The sequence below is a fragment of the Streptomyces sp. NPDC000941 genome, assembly GCF_053599555.1.
The window spans coordinates 17,676-32,671 of record NZ_JBSFMM010000053.1; the positions used below are offsets into that span (position 1 = coordinate 17,676).

19 protein-coding genes are annotated in these 14,996 nt (G+C 71.8%); 14 read left to right on the top strand and 5 right to left on the bottom strand.

The genetic code is table 11. The features are described from left to right. Window positions 1–5 precede the first annotated feature (5 nt). From ACWDSL_RS19040 to ACWDSL_RS19095, 12 genes are all read left to right on the top strand, one after another. On the top strand, window positions 6–992 hold the full coding sequence (locus tag ACWDSL_RS19040) for an SRPBCC family protein (RefSeq protein ID WP_450486770.1): 987 nt from the start codon (window positions 6–8) through the stop codon (window positions 990–992). A gap of 30 nt (window positions 993–1,022) precedes the next feature. Beyond that, window positions 1,023–1,484 carry a gas vesicle protein GvpJ gene (gene gvpJ / locus ACWDSL_RS19045; protein ID WP_450486772.1) on the top strand — a complete coding sequence of 154 codons (462 nt, stop codon included), beginning with the start codon at window positions 1,023–1,025 and terminating at the stop codon, window positions 1,482–1,484. Continuing rightward, a complete protein-coding gene (locus ACWDSL_RS19050) occupies window positions 1,481–2,293 on the top strand; it encodes a GvpL/GvpF family gas vesicle protein (RefSeq protein ID WP_450486773.1) in 813 nt (270 codons plus the stop codon). The genes gvpJ and ACWDSL_RS19050 overlap by 4 nt, the downstream gene beginning before the upstream one ends. Before the next feature lie 2 nt (window positions 2,294–2,295). Next, on the top strand, window positions 2,296–2,547 hold the full coding sequence (locus ACWDSL_RS19055) for a gas vesicle protein GvpG (RefSeq protein ID WP_450486775.1): 252 nt from the start codon (window positions 2,296–2,298) through the stop codon (window positions 2,545–2,547). 3 nt (window positions 2,548–2,550) lie between these two features. Beyond that, window positions 2,551–2,979 (top strand): gas vesicle protein GvpO, encoded by a 429-nt coding sequence (locus ACWDSL_RS19060; protein WP_450486777.1) that lies wholly within the window; start codon window positions 2,551–2,553, stop codon window positions 2,977–2,979. After that, window positions 2,979–3,377 (top strand): gas vesicle protein, encoded by a 399-nt coding sequence (locus ACWDSL_RS19065; RefSeq protein WP_450486779.1) that lies wholly within the window; start codon window positions 2,979–2,981, stop codon window positions 3,375–3,377. Before ACWDSL_RS19060 ends, ACWDSL_RS19065 begins: the two co-directional genes overlap by 1 nt. Then, complete coding sequence (locus ACWDSL_RS19070) at window positions 3,374–4,171, top strand: GvpL/GvpF family gas vesicle protein (RefSeq protein WP_450486781.1); 798 nt, start codon at window positions 3,374–3,376, stop codon at window positions 4,169–4,171. Before ACWDSL_RS19065 ends, ACWDSL_RS19070 begins: the two co-directional genes overlap by 4 nt. Next, window positions 4,168–4,371 carry a gas vesicle protein gene (locus tag ACWDSL_RS19075; RefSeq protein WP_450486783.1) on the top strand — a complete coding sequence of 68 codons (204 nt, stop codon included), beginning with the start codon at window positions 4,168–4,170 and terminating at the stop codon, window positions 4,369–4,371. The genes ACWDSL_RS19070 and ACWDSL_RS19075 overlap by 4 nt, the downstream gene beginning before the upstream one ends. Next, entirely contained in the window at window positions 4,349–4,693 is a 345-nt protein-coding gene (locus ACWDSL_RS19080) for a gas vesicle protein K (RefSeq protein ID WP_450486785.1), read from the top strand. The genes ACWDSL_RS19075 and ACWDSL_RS19080 overlap by 23 nt, the downstream gene beginning before the upstream one ends. A gap of 58 nt (window positions 4,694–4,751) precedes the next feature. Continuing rightward, window positions 4,752–5,351 (top strand): helix-turn-helix domain-containing protein, encoded by a 600-nt coding sequence (locus ACWDSL_RS19085; RefSeq protein ID WP_450486787.1) that lies wholly within the window; start codon window positions 4,752–4,754, stop codon window positions 5,349–5,351. 52 nt (window positions 5,352–5,403) lie between these two features. Continuing rightward, window positions 5,404–5,922 carry a GNAT family N-acetyltransferase gene (locus ACWDSL_RS19090; protein WP_450486789.1) on the top strand — a complete coding sequence of 173 codons (519 nt, stop codon included), beginning with the start codon at window positions 5,404–5,406 and terminating at the stop codon, window positions 5,920–5,922. Between the two features lie 136 nt (window positions 5,923–6,058). Next, window positions 6,059–7,636: an alkaline phosphatase D family protein gene (locus ACWDSL_RS19095; protein ID WP_450486791.1), complete on the top strand. Its 1,578-nt coding sequence runs from the start codon at window positions 6,059–6,061 to the stop codon at window positions 7,634–7,636. Window positions 7,637–7,706: 70 nt separating this feature from the next. On the opposite strand, the gene ACWDSL_RS19100 is transcribed toward ACWDSL_RS19095, so the two are convergent. Then, window positions 7,707–9,188 (bottom strand): MFS transporter, encoded by a 1,482-nt coding sequence (locus ACWDSL_RS19100; RefSeq protein ID WP_450486793.1) that lies wholly within the window; start codon window positions 9,186–9,188, stop codon window positions 7,707–7,709. Between the two features lie 111 nt (window positions 9,189–9,299). Further along, window positions 9,300–10,904, bottom strand: coding sequence for a fatty acyl-CoA synthetase (locus ACWDSL_RS19105; protein WP_450486795.1), 1,605 nt, complete (start codon window positions 10,902–10,904; stop codon window positions 9,300–9,302). 166 nt (window positions 10,905–11,070) lie between these two features. Between ACWDSL_RS19105 and ACWDSL_RS19110 the strand changes: the two genes are divergently transcribed. Beyond that, complete coding sequence (locus ACWDSL_RS19110) at window positions 11,071–11,733, top strand: TetR/AcrR family transcriptional regulator (protein WP_450486797.1); 663 nt, start codon at window positions 11,071–11,073, stop codon at window positions 11,731–11,733. A gap of 60 nt (window positions 11,734–11,793) precedes the next feature. Here the strand turns inward: ACWDSL_RS19110 and ACWDSL_RS19115 are convergent, their stop codons facing one another. Next, window positions 11,794–12,174: an ArsR/SmtB family transcription factor gene (locus ACWDSL_RS19115; protein WP_450486799.1), complete on the bottom strand. Its 381-nt coding sequence runs from the start codon at window positions 12,172–12,174 to the stop codon at window positions 11,794–11,796. A 132-nt stretch (window positions 12,175–12,306) separates the two neighbouring features. Here ACWDSL_RS19115 and ACWDSL_RS19120 point away from each other — a divergent pair, with 132 nt between their 5' ends. Continuing rightward, window positions 12,307–13,539 (top strand): MFS transporter, encoded by a 1,233-nt coding sequence (locus ACWDSL_RS19120; protein WP_450486801.1) that lies wholly within the window; start codon window positions 12,307–12,309, stop codon window positions 13,537–13,539. A gap of 12 nt (window positions 13,540–13,551) precedes the next feature. Here ACWDSL_RS19120 and ACWDSL_RS19125 read toward each other — a convergent pair whose 3' ends face one another. Together ACWDSL_RS19125 and ACWDSL_RS19130 are read right to left on the bottom strand one after the other, a co-directional pair. Beyond that, entirely contained in the window at window positions 13,552–14,319 is a 768-nt protein-coding gene (locus tag ACWDSL_RS19125; RefSeq protein ID WP_450486803.1) for a sulfite exporter TauE/SafE family protein, read from the bottom strand. 36 nt (window positions 14,320–14,355) lie between these two features. Continuing rightward, window positions 14,356–14,994 (bottom strand): TetR/AcrR family transcriptional regulator, encoded by a 639-nt coding sequence (locus tag ACWDSL_RS19130; protein ID WP_450486805.1) that lies wholly within the window; start codon window positions 14,992–14,994, stop codon window positions 14,356–14,358. Window positions 14,995–14,996 lie beyond the last annotated feature (2 nt).

The window sequence follows — 14,996 nt, forward strand, 5'->3', positions numbered from 1 at the left end:
GAACCATGGCTGAACGAGCGGATGGGCAGCGGCATCTGGGCGCGCTCTCCACGCTGGCCGAGGAACTGCCCACCGAGCGGCTGATGAAGGAGACGCAGAACCTGCTCACCGCGCTCGGTGAGCGGGCCCTGAGCACGGTCAGCCACCTCGGGGACGGCGGTGGCATCGGGCTCAAGTCACCGGTGAAGCCGCTGCTCAAGATGGGTGCGCAGCAGGTCCTGGAGAAGGTCAAGGACACGGTCAAGGACAAGGTCAAGGACGCCGTGCCGCTCCTCGGAGGCGGAGGAGGTGATGGTGGCGGCAAGGGCAAGAAGCTCAAGGTCACCAATATCGTCGAGCAGATCGACGTCGGCGTCCCCGTCTCGGTCGCCTACGACCAGTGGACGCGGTTCGAGGACTTCCCCGGCTTCATGAAGAAGGTGGAGGACGTCGAGCAGACGAGCGACGAGGAGATCGACTGGAAGGCGCAGATCTTCCTCTCGCACCGCGAGTGGCACGCCGAGATCATCGACCAGGTGCCCGACCAGCACATCGTATGGCGGTCCCGGGGCCAGAAGGGCCACGTGGACGGCGCGGTCACCTTCCATGAGATCGCCCCCGACCTCACCCGGATCCTGCTGGTCCTCCAGTACCACCCGCAGGGCTTCTTCGAGCACACCGGCAACCTCTGGCGCGCCCAGGGGCGCCGTGCGCGGCTGGAGCTCAAGCACTACCGCCGGCATGTCATGTCCGAGGTGATCCTGCACCCCGACGATGTCCAGGGCTGGCGCGGTGAGATCCACGACGGCGAGGTCGCCCCCGCGCAGGACGAGGACCACGAGGACGAGGAGCCCAGGGACGAGTACGACGAGGGGGACGAGTACGACGACGAGGAGCGCGGCGCCCGGGGCGGTGAGGACGAATACGACCAAGAGGCGGAAGCGGAAGGCGAGTACGAGGAGGACGCGGACGAGGAGGGGGTCGAGGAGCCCCGGCGGCGCGCACGCCGCTGACGGACCCCCGCCCCGGAACGGGTGAGCGTGGTGACCGTAGCAAGCCAGCAGGGCAGTTATCTGGACCGGCCCTCATCCAGCGGTCTCGCCGACGTGGTCGGCGTGATCCTGGACAAGGGACTGGTCATCGACGTCTATGTCCGGGTGTCACTGGTCGGTATCGAGCTGCTGACGGTGGATGCCCGCATCGTTATCGCCAGCGTCGATACGTATCTCAAGTTCGCCGAGGCGACGAGCCGGCTCGACATCGCCCGCAGCGGGACCGAGACCCGAGGGCTGCCGGGGCTGATGGACGAGATGCGTGAGGGTGGCGCACGCCATAAGACGAAGGGCGCGATCGAGGGCGTCAAGGAGAAGGTCAGCGACCTTCTCCAGCCCGAGGACGACGAGGAAGGCGAAGAGGAGAGAGAAGAGGCGCCGCGTCGGCGCGACGACGAGGACAGGCCCCGGCGCAGAACGAGCCGGCCGAGTGACAGGGAGCGCGAGCGGTGACGGCCGAGGACGGACACGCCTGCTACGTGTACGGCGTGGTTCCGGACGAGAAGGGCGCACAGGATGAACGCGCCGGTCAGGCGGTCAAGGACCTGCCTGCCGTCGGCACGGTCGGCGACCAGGGGTCTGCGATCACTTTCATCAGGCACGGCGGACTGGCCGCGGTGGTGAGCGAGGTGGCGACGGGCAAGCCGCTCGGCACCCCCGACGATCTGCGCGCCCACGCCGGGGTGCTGGACACGCTGGCCGCCACGGGCATGCCCGTGCTGCCGCTGCGGTTCGGCATGGTGGTGCGGGATCCGCAGGCGGTGACCGAAGAACTGCTGACCGAGGGCCACGACGACTTCGGCTGGGCCCTCGACCGGCTCCGGGGCAGCGCGCAGTTCACCCTCAGGGCGCGCTACGTCCAGGACGAGGTGTTGCGCGAGGTGCTGGAGGAACACGTCGAGGCCAGGCGGCTGCGCGAGGAGCTGGAAGGGCTGCCTGAGGCCGCCGGGCGCGACCTGCGCATCCAGCTGGGACAGCTGGTCGTGGAGGCCGTCGGCGTCAAGCGGGAGGCGGACGCCCGGGAGATCGAGCACCGGCTGGCGCCGTTCGCGCTCGCGGTGGCGACCTCGGAGCCGGCCTCCGCCGAAGGGGTCGTGAACGCCGCCTTCCTGATCGAGGACAAGCGGCGCGAGGCGTTCGAGCAGGCCGCGGAGGAGTTGGCCCGGCAGTGGCACGGCCGGGTCCGGCTGCGGCTGCTGGGGCCGCTGGCCCCGTACGACTTCGTGGCCGACGCGCTGCGCCAAGGGGACGAGGGAGGCTAGCCATGGGCCTGATCACCGGACTGCTGACCCTGCCGCTCGCACCGGTGCGCGGTGTGGCGTGGATTTCCGAACAGCTGCGGCAGGAGGCGCTGCGGGAGCTGTACGACCCCACGGTGATCCACCAGCGCCTGGAGGAGGTCGCGGAGGCCCGCGAGTCCGGCGAGCTGTCTGAAGAGGAGGCGGCGGAGCTGGAGAGCGAACTGGTCGACCGGCTGATGCGGGGCCCGCAGTCGGCCGGGGGCCTGGAGGTGTGAGCCGTGTCCCGTGCGGAAGGGGACGACCGCGATCACGGTCGGGGCCGCCGCGAGAACCGTGTGCGGGACCGCCGCGACGAGCGCGAGCCGGACCGTCGCGAGGACGAGCGGGACCGCCGCGATGACCGCGACCCGGACCGCCACGAGGACCGCCGGGCACGCCCCCGGCGGCGGACCATGGACGCCCGCGGGGCCGCGGTGAGCGCCGTGCGTCAGGTGTGCGAGCTGACCGGGGAGGAACCCGAGGGCGTGGTCTCGCTGGAGCGCGGCGAGGAGGGCTGGACCGTGGGCGTCGAGGTGGTGGAGACCCACCGGGTGCCGGACACCGCGGACATCCTCGCACTCTACCGGATCACGGTGGACGACCACGGCGATCTCGTCTCCTACCGGCGCGGTAAGCGCTACTCCCGGGGCGGGGCCGAGGAGGGCTGATGAGCGAGAACTTCGGCTCGGATCGTGGGTTCGTGCCGAGCCGGCGCATGGGCGCCGCCCCTGAGCCGGCCCGCCACGAACCCGCCAACCTGGCGGACATCCTCGAGCGCGTGCTCGACAAGGGGATTGTCATCGCGGGGGACATCCGGATCAATCTGCTGGACATCGAACTGCTCACGATCAAGATCCGGCTGCTGGTGGCCTCCGTCGACCGGGCCCGTGAGATGGGCATCGACTGGTGGGAGCACGACCCCACGCTCTCCTCCGGCGCCCGGGACGTCCTGGAGGAGAACGAACAGCTGCGGCGGCGGATCGGCGAGCTGGAGAGCGGCCGCGGCGCGCGCCGAGAGGAACGTGAAGAACGGCAAGAAGGCAGTGAAGGAGAGGGGCAAGGGTGACCGGGCCCGAGGCCACGTGGCTGTACGCGGTGGCATCCGCCGACGTGGCCGACGCCGGTGCGCCCGCGGGCCTCACCGGCGTGGCGGACGAGCCGGTGCGCGTGGTCGAGGGCGGGGGACTGGCGGCCGTGGTCGGCTCCGTACCGCGGAGCGACTTCGACGAGCGGGCGCTGCGCGAGCACTTGGAGGATCTGCGCTGGCTGGAGCGGGCGGCCCGCGCCCACCACCGGGTCATCGACGCCGCCGCCGGCCGGCGCCATGTCGTTCCGCTGCGCTTCGCGACGCTCTACCACGACGACGAACGGGTCCGCGCCATGCTGGCGGAACGGCAAGCGGACTTCGCGTCCGCGCTGCGGCGGGTGGCCGGGCGGACCGAGTGGGGCGTAAAGGCCTATGTCGATCCCCGGGCCTTCCTCCCGGACCCCGCCGAGGGCGCGGCCGAGGGCGGCGGGCGGCCCGGCGCGGCCTATCTCGCGCGCCGCCGCACCCAGCGCCAGGAGCAGGAGACGGCCCATCTGCGCGCCACCGAGCGGGCGGAGGAGGTCCACGCGACCCTGGCCGAACTGGCGGTCGCCACCGCCGAACACCCGCCGCAGGACGCGGCGCTCGCCGCGTACGAGGGCTGGATGGTCCTCAACAACTCCTATCTGGTGCCGGATGACCGCACCGACGCGTTCGCCGCCGCCGTGACCGCGCTCGGGGAGCGCTTCCCCGAGGTCGGCCTGGAGCTCAGCGGCCCATGGCCGCCGTACTCGTTCACGGCCCTGCCGCGGCCGGAGGCGGAGGAGCCGTGACGGGCGCGGTCGAACGGCGTGAGGTGGCCCTGGTGGACCTGCTCGACCGGGTGCTGGCGGGAGGGGTCGTGATCAGCGGGGAGATCACTTTGTGCATCGCCGACATCGATCTCGTGCGCATCTCCCTTCGGGCACTGATCGCTTCCGTACGAGTGGAAGCCGGAGTGGAAGCCGAAGATGACCACCGACCGCACCCCTGACGACCGGCGCCCCGATCACCGCCTCCACGACGAGCGCCGTCCCGGCGACCCGCGGCGCATCACCGTGGACCCCGAGTCGGTGCGGCACAGCCTGGCCGGCCTGGTGCTGACCATCGTGGAGCTGCTGCGCCAGCTGATGGAGCGTCAAGCGCTGCGCCGGGTCGACCAGGGCGACCTCAGCGACGAGCAGATCGAGGAGCTGGGGCTGACCCTGATGGCCCTGGAGAAGAACATGGCCGAGCTGCGCGAGCACTTCGGCCTGACCCAGGACGACCTGAACATCGACCTCGGCCCGCTGGGCCCGCTGCTCCCCCGCGACTAGCCCGGCACGACACCCCGACCCCTTCTCGCTCTCTCATATCTGGGATACATTCCCGGTTGTGAGAGAGAAGGTGTTGGTGGACGAGGAGGCGTCGCCCGGCCCCGAGCCCCTGGAGGCCCGGCTCGCGGTTCGCCTCGCCGAACTGCGGGTGGAGCGCGGCTGGTCCTTGGACGAACTGGCGCGGCGTACGGGCGTCAGCCGCTCCACGCTGTCCCGGCTGGAGCGGGCGGAGATCAGCCCGACCGCGGCGCTGCTGGGCAAGTTGTGCGCGGCGTACGAACGGACCATGTCCCGGCTGCTCGCCGAGGTGGAGGAGGAGCCGCCCCGGGTGGTCCGGGCCGACCGGCAGGCGGTGTGGCGGGACGAGAAGTCGGGCTTCACCCGGCGGTCGGTGTCCCCGCCCCACCCCGGGCTGCGCGGCGAGCTCGTCGAGGGGAATCTGCGGCCGGGCGCCGACATCTCGTACGACACCCCGCCCGTGCCCGGCCTGGAGCAGCACATCTGGGTGCTGGACGGGGTCCTCGAGGTCACCGTGGGCGGCGCGACGCATGAGCTGCGGGCGGGGGACTGTCTGCGCTTCCGGCTGTGGGACCGGTCGCGGTTCCGCTGCCCGGGGCCCGATCCGGTGCGCTACGCCGTGGTGGTCGTCCCGCCGTGAGCGCGCGCCACTGTCTGTCTTTCTGCCCAGCGCCCAGCGAAGGAAGCACGTCTTGCACACCATCACCCGGCTGTCCGCCGACACGTTCCACGACAGCGTCAAAAGCCTGGCCGACCTGCTGGTCGACGCCGTTCGCGGCGGCTTCTCCCTCGGCTTCCTCGCCTCCTTCGACCAGAGCGCGGCGGTGGACTGGTGGCGCGCCCGGCAGTCCGCGGTGGCCGATGGCAGCCTCGCCGTCTGGGTCACCCAGGGCCCCGACGGCATCTCGGGTACCGTCAGCCTGGCCCTGGAGGGCAAGCCCAACGGCCGCCACCGCGCCGAGGTTCTGAAGCTCATCGTGCACCGCGAGGCCCGTGGCCAGGGCCTGGGCCGCGCGCTCCTCGCCACCGCGGAACGGGCCGCCGCCGAGACCGGGGCCACCCTCCTGATGCTGGACACCGAGACCGACAGCGTCGCGGACCACCTCTACGGCGCGGCCGGCTGGACCCGCTATGGCATCGTCCCCGGGTACGCCGCGGATCCGGCCGGCACCCTCCAGGACTGCAGTTTCTATTACAAGGAGCTTGCATAACAGGCCCGTTGAACGCCTACTGAACATGCACGCGTCATCTTCTGGACGGTTGCCGTTAAGGGTCCGTCCCAGGTGGCCCTGAAAACGTCACGTCCGGTCGCCATGACCCATCGCTTGACGGACGAGAGGGACCGCCATGCCTGGACAGGCCGAAGCACAGCCATCCGACAGACGCCCATCCGACAGACGTCGATTCCTCGCCGCCGCCGCCGGCGCCGCGGCCGTCGGCGCGGCAACCGCAGGCCAGTTGGCCCTCGCGGGCACCGCGCGCGCCGCGGATCCCGCGCTCCCCAGCGGTGTTTTCACCCTGGGCGTGGCCTCGGGTGACCCGCTGCCCGACGGGGTGGTGCTGTGGACCCGCCTCGCCCCCGACCCGCTGAACGGCGGCGGCATGCCCGACCGGGCCGTCGACGTCGCCTGGCAGGTGGCCGAGGACCCGCGCTTCCGGCGCATCGTCAGGCAGGGGAACGCACAGGCCCTGCCCGCCCTCGGGCACAGCGTCCACGTGGACGTACGCGGTCTGCGGCCGCACCGCGAGTACTGGTACCGGTTCCGCGCCGCGGACCAGATATCCCCGGCCGGCCGCACCCGCACCGCCCCCTCGCCGCACGTCGCCACCCCGCTGCGGCTGGCCCTGGCCTCCTGCCAGAACTGGCAGCACGGCTACTTCACGCCGTACGCCGACATGGCCGAACAGGACCCGGACGCCGTGCTGTTCATCGGCGACTACATCTACGAGAGCACGCCCGCCGCCACCGGCGCACGCCGCCACGAGGGCACGGGCGAGCCGTACTCGCTCGTCCAGTACCGCAACCGTTACGCCCAGTACCACACCGACCCCGACCTCGCCCGGATGCACGCCCAGGCGCCCTGGATCGTCACCTTCGACGACCACGAGGTGGACAACGACTGGGCGGGCGAGATCCCCCAGGACCCGGACAAGCAGTCGCACGACGCGTTCGTCGCCCGGCTGACCGCCGCCTACCAGGCGTACTACGAGCACATGCCGGTGCGCGCCACCGCGGTGCCCAACGGCCCGCACATCAAGATGTACCGCAGCCTGGACTTCGGCAGCCTGGTCCGGCTGCAGGTGCTGGACACCCGGCAGTACCGCAGCGACCAGGTCACCACGCAGGAGGCCGCGCAGAACCCGCTGCTGACGATGCTCGGCGCCGAGCAGAAGCAGTGGCTGCTGGACGGGCTGCGCCGCTCGCCCGCCCGCTGGAACCTGATCGGTTCACAGATCATGATGGCCGAGACCGACCGGCTCGCGGGCCCCGGCAAGCTCTGGTTCTACGACGCCTGGGACGGCTACCAGGCGGAGCGCAATGAGCTGATGGCCGAGTTCGCCCAGGTCCGCAACCCGGTGGTGCTCTCCGGGGACCGCCATCTGACGATGATCAGCGACCTCAAGCGGGACTTCGCCGATCCCGCCTCGCCGGTGGTGGGGGCCGAGTTCGTGGGCACGTCCATCTCCTCGAACGGGGACCAGGACCAGGCGGCCTTCCACGCCGAGTTCGACCCGCTGGTGCCCGACAACCCGCACTGGAAGCTCCTCGACGCCCACCGGGGATACCACTTCTTCGACATCGACCGCGGCGGTATCGACGCCCAGGTGCGGATCGTGGACACCGTGGTCCAGCCACAGTCGGCGGCGCGGACCCTGGCGCGGCTGCGGGTGGAGAACGGACGGCCCGGGGTCGAGCTCGCCTGACCCCAGGCCCTCACCACCGCCACTGCCACCAGGGCCCTGACGTCACTGCCGCCAGGGCCCTGAACGGGGCTCAGCCCTGGCGTACCGGCTGCGGTCCGGCCGGTACGCCGGCGGCGGTGCCCTCCGAGGACCGTTCCGCGCCCTTCCCCGGTATCAGCGCGGCGATCAGCAGCGCCACCACCGCACCGCCGGCGCCCATGGCGAAGGCGGTGCGGAAACCGTCCTCGGAAGGCACCGCCAACGGGCCGAGACGGGTGGTCATATGGGCCAGGACCACGCCGACCACCGCGCTGGAGGTCGAGGTGCCGATGGCCCGCATCAGGGTGTTCAGGCCGTTGGCCGCACCCGTTTCGGACACCGGCACCGCCGACATGATCAGCGCCGGCATGGCGGCGTACGCGAAGCCGATCCCGGCGCCGATGACACAGGAGACCAGGACGATCTGCCAGACCTCGGCCATGAGGACGATGGCCAGCAGATAGCCGACGGCGATCACCGCGGAGCCGAGCAGCAGCGAGACCTTGGGCCCCTTGGTGGCGGTGATCCGCGCGGAGACCGGCGACACGGCCATCATCACCAGCCCGGAGGGGCCCAGGCACAGACCCGCCGTCATCATCGACTGGCCCAGGCCGTAGCCGGTGACCTCCGGCAGTTGGAGCAGCTGCGGCAGCGCCAGCGACATGCCGTACATCGCGAAGCCGATCACGATCGAGGCGAGATTGGTCAGCAGCACCTGACGGCGCGCCGTGGTGCGCAGATCCACCAGCGGCTGGCCGGTGCGCAGCTCCCACCGCCCCCACAGCAGCAGGATCACCACCGCCGCGCTGAACAGCCCGTCGGTGAGCGCGCTGGTCCAGCCCCAGTCCGCGCCCTTGGAGACCGCCAGCAGCAGACACAGCAGTCCGGCCGAAAGACCGATCGCCCCCACCACGTCGAATCTGCCGCCGCCTTGGACCGGGGACTCCGGCACCACCGCCAGCACCAGTGCGATCACCACCACGCCGGCGGCCGCCGACACCCAGAACAGCACATGCCAGTCGGCGTGTTCGGCCAGGGCCGCGGCGCCGGGCAGCCCCAGCGCGCCGCCCACGCCCAGCGATGAACTCATCAGCGCCATGGCCGAGCCCAGCCGCTCGGCCGGGAGTTCGTCGCGCATGATGCTGATGCCCAGCGGGATGACACCCGACGAGAAGCCCTGCAGCGTACGGCCGACGACCATGGGCGCGAGCGAGTCGCTGAGCGCGCACACCACCGACCCGGCCACCAGCATCCCCAGGCTGATCAGCAGCATCCGGCGCTTGCCGTACATGTCCCCGAGCCGCCCCAGTACGGGGGTGGCCACCGCGCCCGCCAGCAGCGTGGCGGTGATCGCCCACGAGGCGTCCGAGGCCGAGGTGTGCAGCAGCCCCGGGAGGTCCGGGACCAGCGGCACCACGAGCGTCTGCATCAGGGCGACCACGATCCCGCCGAAGGCGAGCACCGCGACCACCGGTCCGGTGCGTGGCGCGTGGGTGTCCGCCGTCGTCTCGGCGGTATGGGGCGCTTGGGCCACGGGTGTCCTCCGGAGTGCCGACGCCACGGAACGCGCCGTGCCGCCGCTGCTGTATGACGTCCCCTCAGGGGAGCGGCGGCAAGTGTCGCATATTTTTGTGTAACGCGTACGTCAAATCTGGGCGGGGTCGGTGGCCTCGCCCAAGTAGGCGTATTTCGCCCGGAGTTCACGCTTGAGGATCTTGCCGCTCGGGTTCTTCGGCAGCGACTCGGCGAAGACCACGTACTTGGGCACCTTGAAGCCCGCAAGCCCCTTCCGGCAGTGCGCGATCAGCTCCTCGGCCGAGGGCCGCCGGCCGGTCCCGGTCACCACCACCGCCGTCACCGCCTCGATCCAGTACGGGTGCGGCACACCGAACACCGCGGCCTCCGTGACCGCCGGATGGGCGTGGACGACCTCCTCCACCTCGCGCCCCGAGACGTTCTCCCCACCGCTGTTGACCATGTCCTTCTTGCGGTCGACGATCGTCAGATACCCCTCCTCGTCGAAGACGCCGAGGTCGCCGCTGTGGAACCAGCCGCCCCGGAACGCCTCCGCCGTCCGCTCCGGGTCCCGCCAGTAGCCCGGTGTGACATGCGGGCCGCGGTGCACGATCTCGCCGACCGTCCCCGGTGCCACCGGGCGGTCCCGCTCGTCGACGAGCCGGGTCTCCACATGCAGACCGGGTCGCCCCGCCGAACCCGCCTTGCGTTCCTGGTCGGCCGGGCCCAGCACGGTCGCGATCGGCGACATCTCGGTCTGCCCGTAGAAGTTGTACAGCGCCAGGCCCGGCAGCCGCCGGCGCAGCTCGGCCAGCACGGGCACCGGCATGGCCGCGGCGCCGTAGTACCCCTTGCGCAGCGAGGACAGGTCGTGGCGGTCGAACTCCGGGTGGCGCAGTAGCGAGATCCATACGGTCGGCGGCGCGAACAGCTTGGTCGCCCGCTCGGCCGCCACCGCCGCGAGCAGCGCCGCCGGATCGGGGCCGGGGAGGACGACCGAGGTGGCGCCGAGGTAGACGTCCGGGGTGAGAAAGGCGTGCAACTGGGCGCAGTGGTACAGCGGCAGCGCGTGGACCTCCACATCGTCGCCGGACATGCCGCCGTCGACGATCGCCGTCTGGTACTGGGAGATGAGACCGCGGCTGGTCATGATGGCGCCCTTGGGCCGCGACTCGGTGCCCGAGGTGTACATCAGCTGCACGGGCTCGTCGTCGGCCACCACCGGGTCGGGCACCGGATGGCCCTCCTCCGCGCCCAGCGCCGCCAGGTCCTCCCAGCCGGCCCGCCCCTCCGACCCGCCGATCGCGGCCCGCAGCGCGACCCGCGGCGGCGCGGCCTCGGCCAAGGCGGCGTCTGCGGCGCCGATCAGGTCGGCGCCCGCGATGACGCCGACGGCGCCGGAGTGGCGCAGCACGTACGCGACTTCCGGCGGCGTCAGCATGAAGTTGACCGGCACCGACACCGCCCCCAGCCGGGCGAGCGCGAAGTAGGCCGCCACGAAACCGTGCGAGTTGCGGGCGTACAACACGACCCGGTCGCCCTGGGCGACCCCCCGGGCCGCGAGCGCCCCCGCGGTCCGGCTCACCAGCGCGTCCAGCTCCGCATACGTCTGGCGGAGCGCGCCGAAGACGACCGCCGTCCTGGCGGGCACCCGCGCCGCGGTCCGCGACAGCAGGTCGGCGATGCCATGGCGGCGGGCGCGCGCGACGTCCGCGGGCAGGGAAGGTGCGGTCACCGGAGATCTCCCGAGGTGAGGGGGCGGGACATAACGCTCGCCACGCTGACACGGCCCGCGGGGCCCGGCAAGGGACGCGACACGGGGCCCGTGCCCGGGCCGTAGCCTTGACCCCCGGTGCCCGCGTCGGCGGGCCGGGGGGACGGACGGAAGAGGGATGCACCGGATGGCGCAGCAGGCGGACGGGACGGCCCGTAGGGGAAGGGGGCGTCCGCCACGCCTGTCGCGCGATCAGATCGTCCGCGCCGCCGCGGAACTGGCGGCGCGTGAGCCCGGGGTCGTGCTGACGATCAAACGCGTCGCCGAGGCCGTGGACTCCGCCCCCATGGCCCTCTACCGCTACTTCCCGGACCGCGACGATCTGCTGCAGGCCGTCGCCGACCGGATCATCGCGGACGCGGAGCACACCGAACCGCCCGGCGACACCTGGCAGGACCAACTGCGCGCCTGGATGCACACCAGCCGCGAGCGTCTGCGGCCCTACCGGCAGCTGCTCTCTTATATGGCCGCGACCGAACAGCCCGCGTGGGTGCCCGCGCTGGTCACCCTCACCCGTGTGCTGCGCCCGCTGCGGCTGGGCGAGGACGAGCTCGCCCTGGCCGTCACCCTCATCTGCTCCACCGTGATCGGCCACGCCGTGTACGAGACCCACCGGCGCCCCGCCGAGCAGAAGATGGCCGGGCTGCGGGAGGCCTTGGCGCTGCGCCCCCAGGAGGAGCAGGAGGCCGTGGCCCCGCTGCTGCCCGGGCTGCCGGACGCCCAGCGCCGGCTGTACGACGTGGTCGTCGACCGCACCATCGCCGCCGTGGAGGCCCTGGCCACGGGGTGAGTCGCGGGCTCGGCGCCCAGCGGGACTCAGCGCCTCGTAGGACTCAGCGCTCCGCGGGGTTCATCCCTCGGGCGGGGTCCAGTCCGCGATCAGGTCGAGCAGTCCGGGAAACCGCGCCTGAAGATCGTCGATGCGCACATGGCTGCGGCGCTCCAGGCCGTACTGGCGCTGCCGGATCAGCCCCGCGTCGCGCAGGGCGCGGAAGTGGTGGGTGAGCGAGGACTTCGGGCGGTCGATGCCGAACCAGCCGCACGGGTGGTCGTACGCCTCCGACTCCAGCAGCAGCGTGCGGACCACGCCCATGCGCAGCGGGTCGCTCAGCGCGCCCATCACCACCTCGAGGCGCAGCTCGTCACGGGCTGGCTCGGGCAGGGGTTCCGGCAGGTCGGCGGGGGCGGGGTAGGGGGCGGCGAACCTGTGGGCCGTGGCGGTCTGCGGCATCCACGTCACCTCCATCGAGACAGCGCGACCATCAGTACGAGTTGAATCGTACAGGAGATTATGTTCGACTCTCCTCGTACTAATGGTTCGACTTTTCTCGTACAGCTTGCTGTGCGGTTTGGAGGGGACCCCATGGGGATCGCAACGAGCGCCCGGCACACCGAAACCCCGGTGACGCCGCGCCGGGAAGTCTGGCTCGCGGCATGGCCGGTGACCGCCGTGTTCATCCTGTCCAACACGGCGACCCCGCTCTATGTCCTGTGGCGGCAGGAGCTCGGGTTCTCCTCCGGGATGCTGACCGTCGTCTTCGCCTGCTACATCGTGGGTCTGATCGCGGCCCTGCTGGTGGCCGGGGTGGTGTCGGACCGGGTCGGCCGCAAGCCGGTGCTGCTCCCGGCGCTCGCGCTGGGGATCGTGGCCAGTGTGCTGTTCGCGACGGCCGGTTCGATCGTGGCGCTCGCGCTCGCGCGGCTGCTGAGCGGGGTGGCGGTCGGCTCCATCGTCTCGGCGGGCATGGCGGCCGTGACCGATGTCGCGGGACCGGATCGCAAGCGGCTAGCCGCGCTGCTGGCCTCCACGGCCATGGTCCTGGGCGCGGGGCTCGGCCCGCTGCTGGCCGGGATCCTGTCGGAGACCCTGCCCGGCCCCACGGTCACGGTGTTCCTGGTGGAGATCGCGCTGCTGGCCCTGGCGGTGCTGGCCGTGCTGCGTATGCCGCTGCGCCGCCCCGCCACCGGGTCCCGGTCGGGCTCCGCGCCCCGGCCCGGCGCCTGGGTCCGGGTGCCGTCCGTACCGCGCGCCAACCGTGTCCATCTCCTGCTGGGCATCGTGGTGTTCGCCCCCGGTATCACCTCCACCTCCTTCGTCCTCTCGCTCGGCCCCTCACTGCTGGCGGAGCTGCTCGGCACCACCAGCCGGGTGGTGGCCGGAGCCACCGCCTTCGTGATGTTCACGGCGGCGACCGCCGTCCAGTTCGCCGTACGGCGGCTGAGGGTGGGCGCCATCCTGACGGCCGGGGCCGTGTCGACCGCCCTGGCCATGGCCTCGCTGGCGCTGGCCGTCCAGCTGTCCGCCACCCCGCTGCTGGCCCTCGCTGCGGTCCTGGCCGGCGCGGGGCAGGGGATGGGGCAGCTGGGCGGGCTCACGCTGATCAGCGCCCAAGTGCCGGCCGCCCGGCTGGCCGAGGCCAACGCGGCGCTGAACGTCGGCGGTTACGTGCCCGCCGGGCTGCTGCCGGTCGCGGTCGGATACCTCAGCGACGCGGTCGGGCTGTCCCGTGGCACCACCGTCTTCAGCGCCGTCGTCGCGGCCGCCGCGCTCGCCGGAGGCGCCGTCGTGCTGGCCAACCGCCGTACCATCCCCTGAACACCCTCTGAACTAGCCGACCAGCATCTGGACGATGGCCACCGTGCCGACCGTGACGATGAGGGTCCGCAGGACCACGGGGCGCAGCCGACGGCCGGCCTTGGCGCCGAGTTGGCCGCCGAGCGCGGAACCGACCGCGATGAGCGCCACGGCCGTCCAGTCGAACTCCGCGACGAAGAGGAAGAAGAGCGCGGCGACCGAGTTGACGATGGCGGCGAGGACGTTCTTGGTGGCGTTGAGGCGTTGCAGGGGCTCGTCGAGCAGGATGCCCATCAGAGACATGTAGATGATCCCCTGCGCGGCGGCGAAGTAGCCGCCGTAGACGCTGGCCAGCATCAGGCCGATGAACAGCAGCGGGCCGCCGTCGCGGCGCGCGGTCCGCCCGGCCTTCTCACGGCGGCTGCGCACCTTCGCGCTGATCACGGGCTGGAGCGCCACCATCAGGAGGGCGAGCCCGACCAGCACGGGGACGATCGTCTCGAACGCCGACGCGGGCAGGGCCAGGAGCAGTGTGGCGCCGGTCAGGCTGCCCAGCACGGCGCCGACACCGAACTTCAGGATGCGCCGGCGCTGGCCGCTGAGTTCGCTCCGATAACCGATGGCTCCGCTGACGGAGCCGGGGATCAGTCCCAGTGCGTTGGACACCGTGGCCGTGACGGGTGGCAGGCCCGTCGCGAGCAGCACCGGGAAGGTGATCAGGGTGCCCGAACCGACGACCGTGTTGATGGCGCCGGCGCTGGTGCCCGCCACGAAGACGGCGACCATCTCGCCCGGCGTCATTCGGTGTCCCCTTGTGGAATGTGCATGGCACAAACACTAAAGGGCCGATGTTTCGGTGTTCACCGAACCCCGCCCCTGCGCCGAACCCTGCCCCGGCATCTCGGACAGGCCGTCGAGCAGGGTGCCGAGCGCCACCATGACCAGCGCGCACACCTCGTCCGGATCGGCGTCGGCCAGCGGCTCCTTGCCGACGACCACCCGCATCATGCCGATGCCGAGCATCCAGGACAACGCCAGATCCGCCCGCAGCGCATGGTTGTCGGCGCTGCTCAGGGACGCCAGCACCCGCGCGTAGTCGTCGCTGATCGAACGTACCGCCGTACCGATCTCGTCACCGCTGCCGACGGAGCGCAGCAGGGTGGCCAGCGCGCGGCTGCCCGGCTCTCTTCCGCGGTGCGCGAGCATCCCGCGCAGCACGGCCTCGAGCAGTTCATCGGGCGGGGTGCTGCGCATCTGCTCCAGCCCGTCGTGTGCCACCACCTTGCCGAACAGCGCTCGTTTCGAGCCGAAGTAGCGGAAGAGCAGCGCCTGGTTCGCCCCGGCCCGGTCCGCGATATCGCGGACCGTCGTCCGCTCGTAACCCCGCTCGGCGAACAGCGCGGACGCGGCCTCGAGCAACCGCCGCCGAGTGCCCTGCGCATCCCGTCGCCGCCCCTCTGACGTGGACGTACCCACCG